The 14,557-nt window shown below is 42.4% G+C and carries 10 protein-coding genes; all 10 read left to right on the top strand.

Going from position 1 to position 14,557, the window contains the following annotated elements; translation table 11 throughout:
* Positions 1–14: 14 nt before the first annotated feature.
* The 10 genes from RHS_RS07970 (at position 15) to RHS_RS07930 (ending at position 14,552) form a co-directional block, all read left to right on the top strand.
* The gene (locus tag RHS_RS07970) at positions 15–656 is read left to right on the top strand and encodes a DUF624 domain-containing protein (RefSeq protein ID WP_047832867.1); all 642 of its coding nucleotides are present in this window, start codon (positions 15–17) and stop codon (positions 654–656) included.
* Positions 643–795 carry a hypothetical protein gene (locus tag RHS_RS30565; protein ID WP_176731124.1) on the top strand — a complete coding sequence of 51 codons (153 nt, stop codon included), beginning with the start codon at positions 643–645 and terminating at the stop codon, positions 793–795. Before RHS_RS07970 ends, RHS_RS30565 begins: the two co-directional genes overlap by 14 nt.
* Positions 795–2,009 (top strand): hypothetical protein, encoded by a 1,215-nt coding sequence (locus tag RHS_RS07965; protein ID WP_047832866.1) that lies wholly within the window; start codon positions 795–797, stop codon positions 2,007–2,009. Before RHS_RS30565 ends, RHS_RS07965 begins: the two co-directional genes overlap by 1 nt.
* A gap of 376 nt (positions 2,010–2,385) precedes the next feature.
* Positions 2,386–6,912, top strand: coding sequence for a glycosyl hydrolase family 95 catalytic domain-containing protein (locus RHS_RS07960; protein ID WP_395021771.1), 4,527 nt, complete (start codon positions 2,386–2,388; stop codon positions 6,910–6,912).
* A 503-nt stretch (positions 6,913–7,415) separates the two neighbouring features.
* A complete protein-coding gene (locus tag RHS_RS07955; RefSeq protein WP_047832865.1) occupies positions 7,416–9,077 on the top strand; it encodes a sensor histidine kinase in 1,662 nt (553 codons plus the stop codon).
* Positions 9,058–9,840, top strand: a complete 783-nt coding sequence (locus RHS_RS07950; protein WP_027294486.1) for a response regulator — start codon at positions 9,058–9,060, stop codon at positions 9,838–9,840. The genes RHS_RS07955 and RHS_RS07950 overlap by 20 nt, the downstream gene beginning before the upstream one ends.
* Positions 9,841–9,983: 143 nt before the next feature.
* Positions 9,984–11,648, top strand: a complete 1,665-nt coding sequence (locus RHS_RS07945; RefSeq protein ID WP_047832864.1) for an ABC transporter substrate-binding protein — start codon at positions 9,984–9,986, stop codon at positions 11,646–11,648.
* 70 nt (positions 11,649–11,718) lie between these two features.
* A complete protein-coding gene (locus RHS_RS07940) occupies positions 11,719–12,660 on the top strand; it encodes a sugar ABC transporter permease (RefSeq protein WP_044289415.1) in 942 nt (313 codons plus the stop codon).
* An 11-nt stretch (positions 12,661–12,671) separates the two neighbouring features.
* Positions 12,672–13,571, top strand: a complete 900-nt coding sequence (locus RHS_RS07935; protein WP_027294483.1) for a carbohydrate ABC transporter permease — start codon at positions 12,672–12,674, stop codon at positions 13,569–13,571.
* Positions 13,572–13,616: 45 nt separating this feature from the next.
* Positions 13,617–14,552, top strand: coding sequence for a nucleoside hydrolase (locus RHS_RS07930; protein WP_047832863.1), 936 nt, complete (start codon positions 13,617–13,619; stop codon positions 14,550–14,552).
* Positions 14,553–14,557: the final 5 nt, after the last annotated feature.

The following is a 14,557-nucleotide window of genomic DNA, read 5'->3' as shown; positions in this document are numbered from 1 at the left end:
GAAGGAGGATGCTTATGGAAAAATTATTTGCACTGGATGGGAAGTTCAATCAATTTATGTCAAAGGCAGCAGACCTTCTGCTGTTGAATCTCATGTGGATGATTTGTTCCCTGCCGATTATTACAATCGGGGCATCCACTACAGCATTATTTGATGTCCTGATCGAAATGACAGAGGATAAGGAAGCTTATGTAGTCAGAACGTATATCCGATACTTTGCCAAAAATCAAAAAGAGAGTACAAAGCTCTGGTTATTATTTCTGACTGTACAGACACTGCTCTGTGCGCTCTTTGCAAGTGGCTTTCAGGTGGGAAGTAGTGTAATTGTAGCAGGGAGTATGATTGGAGAGGTATTTTTCCTGGCCTGTACGGTTTTTGCCTTTCCCCTTCTGGCATGGACTGGTGACAGGAAACTTGGGAGTTTGCTGAAGAAATCAGCCTTCCTTGGTGTGGCGGCACTACCCTGGACGGGAGTGCTTCTCTTAGGAAGTGGTATTTTGATTGCTGTCACACTGTGCTATCCACTTCCAGCGGCGCTGCTGCTGCTTTTTATAGGTGTGGCAGGTATTTCTTATATGATGAGCGTCATATACCGGCATGTTTTTCAGAAATATGGTGTGTTAAGGGCAACGGAGTTAAGACATGAAGTTATCTGATCGGGAGAAGCTTTCTGCCTATATGGGAAAACCAAAAGAAACAAAGGCGTTTACATTTACGGCGGAAATTTTAGAAGAGGAAGAAAAGATTGCCTTGTACAAGGAAAGGGCAGAGTACTCTAGAAAGGAAGGATATTGATGGAGAAAAAGGAATTAGCAGTAAAAGCATTACAGAAAGGAAAAGGTATATTCCGGTTGGCACCTACCTGGGTTCCCAGGTCATTTTGCAGACCAGGAAAGAGGATTAAGCTGCATCCGGATGATTACTATGCACTGGGGGCAGAGAGGGGCGGTATCGATGAAAGATGGTTTGCATCCACAACCTGGGCGGAAAACGGAGAAGGGACACCAGAAGATGAAGGCATGAGTTATATTGTGGTGGATCAGGAAGGCAAAGAAAAAATCCTTCTGAAGGACGCAATAGAGCTTTTGGGAGCAGAAATCGTGGGCGATTATCTGTGGGAGAAGTATAGGGGGTGGCCCATGTTTTCCAAATTCTTTGACAATGCAGGGCCTCTTTCTCACCATATTCATCACCGGGCAGAACACGCAGCCAGGGTAGGGGCTTCCGGCAAGCCAGAGATGTATTTTTTTCCATCCCAGGTTAATAACCATGGTGGAGAGTTTCCTTTTACTTTCTTTGGATTTAATCCGGAAACAGAAAAAGAAGAAGTATTAGATGTACTCAAAAATTTCACCAAAGGAGACAATAATATTCTTGGTTTATCCAGAGCTTATAAATTAGAACTGGATACAGGATTTGATGTTCCCCCCGGAGTGATGCATGCTCCCGGAAGTCTCTGTACCTATGAACCGCAGTTTGCCTCAGACGTGTATGCCATGTATCAGTCAGTGCTGCTAAACGGTCAGGTAATCGGAGAAGATTTGCTGTGGAAGAACACTCCGGAAGAAGAAGTCGGAAACTATGAATATTTGCTGGACGTAATTGACTGGGAGGAAAATACAGATGCAGATTTCCATAAGAAACATTATATGAGGCCAAAACCGGTGAGGGTGGTAGAAGATATGCTGTCAGAAGGGTATATAGAGGAGTGGATCTGCTATAAATGCAGTACCGTTTCTGCAAAGCGCTTAACTGTATTTCCGGAACAGAAAGTGGTAATCAAAGATGCGGCTGCCTACGGTATTATCTGTTTGGAGGGACATGGAACATTTGGACAGTGGAAATTGGAAACACCGTCTCTGATTCATCTGGGCGAATTGACAAATGATGAATTTTTCGTGACAGAACGTGCTGCAAAAGTAGGAGTAGAAATTATCAATGAGTCATCCACGGAAAACATTGTAATTCTAAAACACTTTGCGGAAAATCCAGAGTTGGTTTTGGAATAGCTTTTCAAGTGCATACAGCATGAGAACTAAAGAATCAATAATACATAGCCACAGGGCCTGCCGGGGCAGACGAAGGAGCGGATGCAGGGCAGCAATAGGAGGTGGAGCAATCACCAACCGAACCAGAGACTGGGAAGAATCTGGGCTGTCCCTCTTATAGCTTATGAAATAGTTTTTTGTGATTAGCATCCTTAACAAAATACTAAATTCATAAATAAATTCTAAAACTCAACAATCACATTAAAAAATTGAAAAATTTGGTCAAGAAAGTACTAAAGAAATTTCTAATACCGCGCTACTATAAGATTAGAATTGTTTATTGCCCATATGATAGCATTAATAATCATAAATAAATTATAGTAGAATGGAGGAAATTATGAAGAGTAGAGAAAGAGGGATTAGCAAGGGTATGGCAATTGTATTGACAGTTGCATCAATTCCTTTTAGCGGCAGTGTATCTGTGCAGGCTGCGTATCAAAAGGTTAATCAGGCTCCGATGAGTATTGTATTTGATGAACCGGTATCACAGGGGCATGTAAGTGGTGGGGATAGTGATACGGAACGGTGGCAGCAGTTATCGTTTCCTATAGGAAATTCTTACATGGGTGCAAATGTCTATGGAGAGATTGAGAAAGAACATCTTACTTTCAATCACAAGGAAATGTGGAATGGAGGACCCTCAGAGACAGAGCCTTATACCGGTGGGAACATTGAGGAAGTAAACGGTCAGCCTATGGCTGAATATATGCAGTCTGTGCAGAATGCATTTCTAAACGGAGATGGAAATGCGGCTTCCATGTGTGATTCCCTGGTTGGAAAAGAGAGCAGGGAATACGGTGCTTATCAGGCATGGGGAGATATATATCTGGATTTTAACAGAGATTATATGTATGAACCAGAATCTTCTGATGGTGTTATCAGCGATACCAGCGACCGTATTCGATATGGAGATGGCTGGAAAAGATGGGACCAGGGCTCCTGGGAGGCAGGTTCAGAGCATTACAATGAGGCACCGGGTACTTTTACAGTGAACTTTCAGGGAACCGGAATGCAGATGATTGGGGTAAAGGCTTCCAATATGGGAGACTACAGGGTAACCGTGGACGGAGAAGTGGTAGATTCAGGAACTATGAATGCTTCTGAAAAAATGGAAAATCAGGTACTTTTTGAAATATGTGATTTGGAATACGGGAAGCATGTTCTCACATTTGAGTCTCTGAAACATGAAAGTGGAGCACAGAAAACATCTTTTGATTACCTGAAGGTTTTGTTTGGAGAGACAAATGTAAACTGGAATGTGGAAGCACCCGAAGAAGGTCTGGAATTTACAGGAGAATGGAAACGATGGGACCGTACAGAGGAATCTGACGGGAATTCCTGGTTTGGAACAGACGAAGTCTATGTGGATGGCGATAAAGCGAAGGATGCTTCACTGACCTACACATTTACGGGAACGGGATTTAAGCTGTTTGGCGCTATGAGTTTTCAGGTAGGTACATTTGAATATGCATTGGATGACTCAGAGGAATACACGGCAGTCAATACCTACTCTGATTACTACAGCCGCAGATGCCAGCTGCAGGTGAACAACCTGGAGAACACAAAGCATACTCTGAAAATCAGGGGTGTGGAGGGAAGTAAGGTATCCTTTGACGGTATTGCAGTCAACCCTTACGATATGGAGGCGGAGCTCCCCCGTCCTGAGCATACGGAAGTAACGAATTACAGCAGGGAGCTAAATCTGGACAACTCCATCGCAGAGGTCTCATTTGACAGGGATAACACACATTATCACAGAGAATATCTTGCCAGCTATCCCGATGGGGTCATTGCGATGAAGCTGACTGCAGAAAAGGCAGAAGGCGCTGGGGAGGATACGCAGATGCGTCCACTGGAATTTGAGGTTAATTTCCCCATAGATCAGCCCGAAAAAAATGCGGAAAGCCTGGGTAAGGATGTTCTTTATGAAGCATCAGGGGACAGTATTATCGTTTCCGGTAAACTCAGGGATAATGGAATGCAGTTCAATGGAAGACTGAAGGTCGTTTTGCCGGATGGACAGGGAAAGGTGGAACCGCTGGCAGGTACCACAGACACACTTGCGGTGACAGGTGCAAGGGAAGCTTACATTTTCGTGTCAGCGGGAACGGATTATGACACCAATTATCCGGTTTACCGTACAGGGGAAACATCAGAGGAATTGTCACAGCGTGTGGAGGGGATTCTGGAGGGAGCATGTCAAAAAGGATATGAAACAGTAAAGAAAGATGCAGTTGCTGATTATAAAGAAATCTATGACAGAGTAAAAATTGATCTGGGTCAACAGGAAACAGGTATGACCGCGGACCAGTTAATGGCGTCTTATAAGGAGGGTAGCGCCGATGCCGCTGCACGCAGTTATCTGGAAACCCTGATGTTCCAGTTCGGGCGTTATCTGCAGATTGCATCCTCCAGAGAAGGGGATAAACTACCGGCCAATCTCCAGGGGGTATGGCTGAACAATTCCGGTGCTGCCAACGATCCGGTAATGTGGGGATCAGATTACCACCTGAATGTAAATATGCAGATGAATTACTGGCCTACTTATGTGACCAATATGGCAGAATGTGCTGAACCAATGATCCGGTACATGGAGGGACTGCGGGAACCGGGACGGCAGACGGCCCAGGTATACTTCGGAGTTGATAATTCAGAGGGACAGCAGAATGGATTCACAGCAAATACCCAGAATACGCCTTTTGGCTGGACCTGTCCGGGCTGGACATTTTCCTGGGGGTGGTCACCGGCAGGTGTTCCCTGGATGCTCCAGAATGTTTATGAGGCATATGAATACTCAGGAGATGTTAACAAACTGAAGAATGAAATCTTTCCTATGATGGAAGAGGAGGCAAAATTCTATCAGTCCATTCTGAAAAAAGCAGTGGATCCAGACGGAACTGAGCGCTATGTTACAATACCTGCTTTTTCCCCGGAACATGGTCCATATACGGCGGGAAATACATATGAAAATACATTAGTATGGCAGTTATTTAACGATTGCATAGAGGCAGCAGAAATATTGAACGAAACAGAACCGGGAACAGTATCGCAGGAACAGATTGATACCTGGAAAGAATTTATGGATGGACTAAAACCAATAGAAATCGGAGACAGCGGACAGATTAAAGAATGGTATGACGAGACAAGCTTTGGACAGAACACATCAGGCACTATTCCTAATCATTCAGGGGGACACCGACATATGTCCCATCTTCTGGGACTGTATCCGGGAGATCTGATTACAGTGGAAAATGAGGAGTATATGGAAGCGGCAAAAGTATCCTTAAACGACAGAGGTGACGATGCAACAGGATGGGGTGTGGCACAGCGGCTGAACACATGGGCAAGAGTCGGAGACGGAAACCGTGCTTACCAGATTATCAATTCCTACTTTAACAACAGCGTTTATACCAATTTGTGGGATGCTCACCCACCCTTTCAGATTGACGGAAACTTTGGATATACCAGTGGGGTCGCTGAGATGCTTATGCAGTCGAATGCGGGATATATCAATCTGCTTCCTGCACTTCCTGAGAATCAATGGGTTTCCGGATCGGTGAGTGGTCTGGTTGCAAGAGGAAACTTTGAAATCAGTGAAAGCTGGGAGAACGGTGAATTGAAGACAGCACAAATCATATCCAATAACGGAGGTGAATGTACGGTCCAGGGAAAAGGATGGAAGAGTGTCTCTATTACGGATCAGAACGGAACTCCGGTAAAAGTGGAAACTACCGGAGAAAAAGAGGGAAGGTTTTCCTTCATCACAGAAGCAGGAAGCACCTATATGCTTACCGGCAGCAGCGAAGAAATGCCGGAACCTTCCGAAGATACAGATCTGACAAGCCTGAAACTTGCGGTTGTTATGGCGGAAAGTATGGCGGCAGAGCAGGAAGAAAACAAATGTTACACAGAGGAAAGCTGGGCTTCGGTGGAGCAGGCATTATACGCAGCCAAGGAACTTATGGAAAACCAGGATATCAATCAGAAACAGGCTGACGAAGCTTTTCTGGCACTCATAACTGCATGTAATATGCTGGAAAACGGGACACAGAAGGTGGGATTGAAAGCAGCTATAGAAGGCACAGAGGCGATACTTGCAGACACAGAGAGTTTGTCAAAGTACACAGAAAAAAGTGTGGAGGCGGTCAGAACAGCCCTTCTGGCAGCGCAGCAGATATTTGAAAACAGCGGTTCCGACCAGGGAACGATCAACAATGTGACCAAAAATCTGCTCACTGCGGTAACGTCTATGCTGGTGAAAGAAGATGACACAAGACTTGGCATCCTTATACAGACGGCAGAAGAGATTCTGGAGAAAGAAGATCAGTACACACCTGCAAGCGTACAGAAGCTTCGAGACGCACTGGAAGCGTCCAGGGAAATTGCGGAGAGTGGACAGGCAGAAGAAGCAGACATCAATGAATCATATAGGAACCTGTCAGAGGCAATGACTTCCCTTGTGAGAAAAGGAAACAAAGAAGAGTTGAAGGCCGCACTGGATAAAGCGGATGAGATTCTGAAAGAGTTCGGAAAATATCTGGAAAGCAGTATGGAAGGTCTCCGGGAAGTGGCAGACAGTGCACATGCTGTGTATGAGAATCAGAACGCAGATGCAGATGAAATAGGGAAAATTTTGAAGAAACTTGTTGGAGAAATCCTGGAGGTACGCCTCATGGGTGATGTGGACCAGAACGGTATGGTGAATACCCGGGATGCGGCAAAGCTGCTTAGATACAGCGCGGAACTGGAACAACTCTCAAAAGTACAAATCCAGACAGCAGATGTAAATAGGGATGGATTGGCAGACGGAAGCGATACAGCTGTCATCCTCCAGTATGCATCAGAGAAAATCAAGTCATTCTGAGCTCGGAAAGACATGATACGGTTGAAATAAAGGGACTAAGGGATTGCGCACTGCAGTGTTTATTGCAGTGTGACAATTCCTTTTTAGTTGATAAATTAAATGCGTGTGATTTGGTGGGCAGATATTGCAGCCTTAATGCAAAGGGGAATGTCACGTTCCCAAAATCCTGCAAGGCTTATTACTACCATAACACACAGGATGACTGGGTAGAAATAACAGACATTTCACAGGAGGACTTACGTCTCCTGCAAAGATAATAAAAAATATAGAAAAATATAGAAAAATAAACCCTCTTTTATCTGACTATAGATTAGTCTTTTAAAAGAGGGTTTATTTTTTTCTTTGTTACCTTATAATGTATGATATTTTAATTTCAAAAGAGATTATTACTCGGTTTTTTGGTCAAGATATGATAAACTAAGGTTAATGCAAATCAGGAACTCAAAGTATGTATAACTGGTTTCAAGGTTGCTGTAATTAACCTGAAAAGGGAGGAATTATTTATGAAGAAGAGAGTCTGCCATTTGTTTAACTCCATATCAACCAAGGTTATTTTGATTATGCTGGTAATGGTGCTGCCGCTGAATCTGATTGCCATCATCGCAAATGAGAAGGTGATTGATACCATGGTAAACCAAAATAAAATGTCCGCCCAGACTCTGGCGGATACTTTTACGTCAGAAATCGAAACCCAGATGACGAATACCCATACCTTATTATATTATTTTTTAACCAAGAATCCGGATTGTATCCAAATGAAACTTCAGGAAGAAGATAATTATACATATCAAAGCTCGAAGCAAAAATTGTTTTTCAGCCTGAAATCTATGGGAAGCATGACGGATGGTGGAGACGGCTATTTTTATTATATGAAGAAGATGAAAGATGTGGTTGTTTATGATGAAAACCCTAAGGATAGTAATAACCTGTACCATACGATGAATGAATTTATAGAGAAACAGCTGGATGACGGAATTACAGGCGGGTGGCATATTTATGAATTCAATTCGTATAAATACTTGTTTTTAATAGTGGAGCAAAAAAGTATGGTCTATGGAGGGTGGTTTAATCTGGATGCACTTATGAAGAAACTGGAACACAGATTGAGCTATACTGATTATTCAATTGATTTGTCAGAGGGTATGAGCCCTCCGAATACCAGCGATCGCATTGTTGTTTCAGCGAATTTGAAGAAGCTTAATTTAGTGATTAGTGTAAAGAAAAGTGAAATTGTAGGCGGAATATCTAAATATGTCACGGCATTGCAGACCATGGCATTCTTATATTTGGCATTGATACCGCTTTTGTTTTTATTTTTGAAAATCATTTTAATAAAGCCGTTGAAAATAGTAAATCATGCACACCGCCAGATAAAAAAAGGCAATCAGGACTACAGAATCAGTGATAAAGCTAATTCTGTGGAGTATATGGAAGCATACCAGTCTTTTAACCAGATGGCGGATAACATCAAGGCCCTGCGGATTGAAGGCTATGAAAAGGAAATTGCAAGGCAGAAAATAGAACTTCGCAATCTGCAGCTGCAGATTCGTCCACATTTCCTTCTGAATACGTTTAACCTGATATATACCTTGTCACAGCGCAAAGAGATGACTGCGGTTCAGCAGATTATCATATACCTCTCAGAATATTTTCGGTATATTTTCCGAAGTGAGAAGGAATTAGAGCTTTTTCCCAAGGAGCTTAAGCTGATTCAGGGTTACGTAAAGATGGTTTGCATCAATTATTCAGGAAACGTGGAAGCAGAGTATCATATAGAACCGGAGGTTCAATATGTCCGGGTTCCGCCGCTGCTGATACATAATTTTATTGAGAATGCAGTTAAGCATGGAGTGAAGCAGGGAACCATGCTCCATATAACGGTTACAGGACGATATGCGGATAAAAAAGTGATCTTTCAGATTACGGATGACGGCAATGGCATGAGCGGGGAGTCCCTGGAGAAATGCAGGAAGCTGCTGCAGGGAGACACAGAGCCGGAGAATTTTACCTCTGGCATCGGATTATCCAATTCCATACGGAGATTAAGGCATTTTTATGGTCCGGAAGCAAAGATTGAAATAATGTCAGTACAGGGGGAAATGACCTCTGTGATCATACAATTCCCATACAATTTGGAGGTAGAAAATGAAGTTACTATTGATTAATGATGCTATTTTAACAGTTGAGACAATGAAAACAGATATTCCATGGGAGCAGTATGGGGTGGAAGAGGTATTTACCGCTTATGATGCAGAAGCCGCCAAGCTTTGTATCCAGAAAAATCCCATTGATCTGATGCTCTGTGATATTGAGATGCCTGGTGAAAACGGGATAGCAGTACTGCGCTGGGTCAGGGAGAACAAAAAGGAGATTGAATGTATTTTTTTAACCTGCCATGCCAGCTTTGAATACGCAAAGGAAGCGATTCAGCTGGGCTGCCAGGACTATTTGCTGATGCCAGCCATGTACGAGGATATCGGAGCGGCTGTTCTTAAGGTGGTTAACCGGATTAAAGACAAACGGGAGTCTGCCCGTTTTCAGGAATACGGCAGGCAGGCGGTTAAGGAAAAAGTGGAACTGGCAACAGAAAATTTCGGACAGAAGAAAACGGAAAAATCGGTGGATGCAGCGATAAGCTATATTGTAGAGAACCTGTCCAGTGAGACGCTTTCTTTAAATGAAATAGCTGAAAAGCTGTTCATACATCCGGCATATTTAAATCGGATTTTTAAAAAGGAAAAGAATATAACCGTTGGCCAGTATATAATTACGGAGCGGATGAAGATGGCAGCAGAGCTGCTAAAGACCAGGAATCTTAGCGCAAATGCTGTGTCAGAGCTGGTTGGCTATAAGAGTTATGCTAATTTTAATTCTATGTTTAAGAAATCATTTGGGTGTTCACCATCCCAATATAGTGGAGAAGATTAAAGGATAAGTAGAGCCGTTTTTCATATGCAATAAAAAAAGTAGTTCGTTTTCGAGAGATTCCAGTTTGAAAATAGTATGGTATTTAGAGTCAAAAAAAAGTATAAATAAAGCATAGAAACAAATACCTATTAAGGAGGAAATTTATGAAGAGGAAAGTAGTTGCTTTATTAGTATGCAGCAGCCTGGCGGTAAGTATTTTAGGAGGATGCGGACAACAAAAGGAGACGAACGGGAACGAGACAAAAGCGGAAACAAATAAAGATACAAATAAAGAAACAAATGAGGAATCAAATAATGAAACAAAGACGGAAGCTGTGACATCGCAGGATGATACAGCGAAAAGCAGTTCAGAGACAGGGAAAGAGGAAGCTGCTGGTACCGAGTCGAAAGCAGATGGAGATATTGTAGAAATTTTCTGGCAGTATCCGGCAACCAGCGAGGTGACGGAAGGATTTTACCGGATGGAAGACGCGCTGAACGAGATGATGGAAAAAGACATCGGTGTTCACGTAACCTTTGTACCCACAGATCTTATGACTTCCCAGCAGGATGCTACATTGATGATATCATCCGGAGAACAGCTGGATGTTTCACTGACAGCCTTCACAAGTGTGGGAAATCTGGTTGAAGATGGTCTGATTTTACCTCTGGATGAATACATGGAGGAGTATGGCAGTAAGATTGAGCCAAACTGGATCAGTGGAAATTATTATGATGGCAAGCTGTATTCCCTTCCATCTTGCGTAAACAAACTGTATCAGACTTATGGATTCAATATGAAAAAAGAATATTGTGATAAGTATGGATTTGAACAGGATGACAATAAAATTTATACGTTAGAAGAAATTGAAAAGATGTTCGAAATTGTAAAAGAAGGAGAAGGCAAGGATTTCTATATGATGACTCCCTGGAATAATACATATGAGCCTTTGAACTACAGCTATCAGGAATACGATATGTTATCGGGAAGTTTTTCAGCCGGCGTATTGATGTTAAACAGAAGTTTTGAGGATACGACCATTTATAATTATTTTGAAACAGAGGAATATAAGAAATATTGTGAAATGATGTACGACTGGGCAGCAAAGGGATATATTGCACCTGATGCAGCAGTGGATACAGACTTTTCAAACCGTGCTATGGAAGAAAATTATTTGGGAAGCTTTGGTTATTGTGAGCCGGAGAGCAGTATGCTGACAACAAACTCCACCTGGGGACAGGATGTAGTCCAGTTCCGTACAGTTGATGGATTTATCAGGCTGAATGGCGGGTCTAATGTTAACTGGAATGTACCTATTACCTCTGCAAATCCGGGGAAAGCAGTAGAAGCAATCGCATATGTACTTACAAATAATGAAGCAGGTACTTTAATTCAATACGGATTTGAAGGGGAAGAGTATGAAGTAGTGGAGGATAATGGAGAATATCAGGTAATTAAGTATCTGGCTGATGACATTACACAGCTTCCTTACAGCAATGTATACGGTCTTTGGGGAAATCGCCTGACTCTGCCGGCTGTATATCCTGCTGATATCGATCTGAGTAAAAAATGGCTTGATTATGAAAATGCATTGCCCAAAAGCCGTTATTCACCGGCGATGGGTTACAGCTTTAATGCCAGCAGCGTAACCACCGAAATTGCTGCAGTTGAGACCGTGATGGAACAGTATTGCTATAGCTTTAATGCAGGAGCACTGGATCCTGAAAAAGCTTTGCCGGAATTTAATGCCGCGCTAAAATCAGCAGGCATTGATAAAATAATTGCAGAAAACCAAAAGCAGCTTGATGCATGGGCAGCAAGTAAATAATCTATCATGACAAAGGGCTGCTGTTACTTACAAAAGTTAGCGGCAGCCTGAAATATTATAGGAGATTAACATGATCGGAAAAAGAAAATTACCGGCAGCAAAGAAGAGAATAGGACTGAAAAAGGTACTGCCATTTTATCTGATGGTTTTGCCTGGATTAATTTACTTATTGATTAATAACTATTTGCCGATGTTTGGTATTGTCATAGCATTTAAGAAAATGAATTATACCAAAGGTATTTTTGGAAGTGACTGGAGTGGCCTGGATAACTTTCGGTTTCTGTTTGCATCAAAGGATGCCTGGTCCATCACCAGAAATACAATTTGTTACAATATAGCCTTTTTTGTCATTGGAACTGTTTGTGCAGTACTGCTGGCGATTTCGATCAATGAAATTCGCTCAAAGCATACTTCTAAATTGTACCAGATATTTATTTTACTGCCTTATCTCATGAGTTGGGTTGTTGTCAGTTATCTGGGATATGCATTTTTATCCAGTGAAAGCGGATTCTTGAACAAGACATTGTTTCCGGCGATGGGGCTGAAACCGGTTAATTGGTATCAGGATAAGACTTATTGGCCGCTGATTCTGATATTTGTAAATACATGGAAAAATGCAGGATACAGTATGATTATCTATTATTCCAGTATCGTGGGAATCAGTCAGGATTTTTTTGAAGCAGCACGGATTGACGGAGCATCGAAATGGAAACAAATCAGATATATCACGCTGCCCTTATTAAAACCTACTGTAATTACGCTGTTTATCTTAAGTGTAGGCCAGGTATTCCGTTCTGATTTCGGGTTGTTTTATCAGGTGACAAGAAACAGCGGGCCGCTGTATGAATTCACCAGAACAATAGATGTATATGTATATCAGGCATTGATGAAGAATGCGGATTACGGAATGGCAGGAGCAGCAAGTGTGTACCAGTCTATCTGTGGTTTCATCCTAATTTTAATCGCAAATAAGATTGTGAAAAAGTATCAGGCAGGCAGTGCGCTGTTCTAAAGGAGGCATAAATGAAAACAAGAGAAAATATGAGGACACAAATCATCACGAATGCAATCTGTATCATTGCGACTGCCGTTGCACTCTTACCATTCATTCTTTTGATTATTGCCTCATTTACAGATAATAGCTGGGCATCCGTCAACGGATTTACTTTTTTTCCAAAGGAATGGAGCTTATCAGCATATGAGTACATTGCTATGAAATGGCAGACGATTGGCCATGCTTATTTGATGACCATTATTGTAACTGCAGCAGGCACAGTGGCATGCCTTTTCATCAGCGTCTTATTTGCTTATGGCATCAGCAAGCAGTGGGTTCCGGGTATGAAAATTGTAAGCTTTCTGTTGATTTTTACCATGCTGTTCAATGGAGGTCTGGTGTCCACTTACTACTGTTATAACAAGATCTGGAATATTAAGGACACCATATGGGCATTAATTGTCCCGAATATGATGATGAATGCATTTAATATCATACTGATCCGGAATTATTTTATCAACAGTATTCCCATCAGTTTGGAAGAAGCAGCGAGAATAGACGGAGCCGGTGCGGTGCGGATCTTAATATCTATCGTGATTCCACTTAGTAAACCGATCATTGCAACCATCGGACTGATGACTGCTCTAAGCTACTGGAACGACTGGCTGAATGGTCTGTACTATTTATCAGCAAGAGGTGGTTCGGAGTATTATACCATTCAGATTGTATTGAATAATATCAGCAATGATATTCGTGCGATTTCCGCTGCAGCAACGAGCAGTGCGGCAATGGCGACGAATGTAAAATTGCCATCCACAACAATTCGGATGTCTATTGCTGTGATTGGTATCATCCCCATAGTGGCCATTTATCCATTTTTCCAGAGATATTTAGTAAAAGGAATTACACTTGGAGGTGTAAAGGAGTAGCAGCGTTATTTATTACACGGTATGAAATACAGGAGGAAGAAACCGATGATTTACAGTAATTATTCATTTACAATCCCGCAGGAAAAGCAGGTCCGGGTTATTATTGATACGGATGCTAAGAATGAAGCAGATGACCAGTATGCCATTGTACAGGCTTTACTGAGTCCGAAGCTGGACAATGTAGGATTCATTGCCGCACGTTATGGATGCTTAGAGGACAGTGTGGACAGAAGTTATGCTGAACTGGAGAAAATATTTGATTTGATGGGCTTAAAGAAAGAGGATATGTTGTATCATGGGGCGCAGAGTGCGTTAAGGGATGAGCTTACCCCAGAGATTTCTGAGGGGGCAGAATTTATTATAAAAGAAGCACTAAAAGAGGATGAACGACCTTTGTTTGTACTGTTCCTGGGCGGCATAACCGATCTGGCAAGTGCCTATCTGATGGAGCCTGGAATTGCAAAGCGTTTAACCGCTGTCTGGATTGGAGGAGGGCCATATCCCCTCGGAGGGAATGAATTTAATCTCTGGAATGATATCAATGCAGCAAATGTTGTGTTTTCCTCGCCAATTGAATTGTGGCAGATTCCACAAAATGTATATAAGCAGGCAGCGGTTACGCTTGCCGAACTGGAATACCGGGTTCGTCCTCAGGGTGAAATCGGAAAATATCTGTTTGAGCAATTGGATGAATTCAACCAATGCGAAGGTGTTCGTAAGATGGATTATTTTACCGGAGAAAGGTATATTCTGGGTGACTCTCCAGCGGTTGGCGTGCTTTTGTATGGAGACAGCGCCAGTTATGAGTGGCGGCAGGCACCGCGGATAGCTTCTGATATGACCTATGTACATCATGGAGTCAGCCGTCCCATCCGGGTGTATGATCAAATTGACCATCGGCTTCTGCTGGAAGACTTTTATTGCAAGCTGGCATTGTTTGCACAGAATGGAGTATCCCGTAACGAACGGGATAATATGTAAAAAAT

The organism is Robinsoniella sp. RHS (genome assembly GCF_001029355.1).
GTDB lineage: Bacteria > Bacillota > Clostridia > Lachnospirales > Lachnospiraceae > Robinsoniella > Robinsoniella peoriensis.
Note: the sequence above shows the minus strand (reverse complement) of the source record. Positions and strands in the feature narration are given on the sequence as shown.

Coding starts and splice junctions, on each gene's coding strand:
- RHS_RS07970 (WP_047832867.1), top strand. CDS start 15: ATGGAAAAATTATTTGCACTGGATGGGAAGTTCAATCAATTTATGTCA.
- RHS_RS30565 (WP_176731124.1), top strand. CDS start 643: ATGAAGTTATCTGATCGGGAGAAGCTTTCTGCCTATATGGGAAAACCA.
- RHS_RS07965 (WP_047832866.1), top strand. CDS start 795: ATGGAGAAAAAGGAATTAGCAGTAAAAGCATTACAGAAAGGAAAAGGT.
- RHS_RS07960 (WP_395021771.1), top strand. CDS start 2,386: ATGAAGAGTAGAGAAAGAGGGATTAGCAAGGGTATGGCAATTGTATTG.
- RHS_RS07955 (WP_047832865.1), top strand. CDS start 7,416: ATGAAGAAGAGAGTCTGCCATTTGTTTAACTCCATATCAACCAAGGTT.
- RHS_RS07950 (WP_027294486.1), top strand. CDS start 9,058: ATGAAGTTACTATTGATTAATGATGCTATTTTAACAGTTGAGACAATG.
- RHS_RS07945 (WP_047832864.1), top strand. CDS start 9,984: ATGAAGAGGAAAGTAGTTGCTTTATTAGTATGCAGCAGCCTGGCGGTA.
- RHS_RS07940 (WP_044289415.1), top strand. CDS start 11,719: ATGATCGGAAAAAGAAAATTACCGGCAGCAAAGAAGAGAATAGGACTG.
- RHS_RS07935 (WP_027294483.1), top strand. CDS start 12,672: ATGAAAACAAGAGAAAATATGAGGACACAAATCATCACGAATGCAATC.
- RHS_RS07930 (WP_047832863.1), top strand. CDS start 13,617: ATGATTTACAGTAATTATTCATTTACAATCCCGCAGGAAAAGCAGGTC.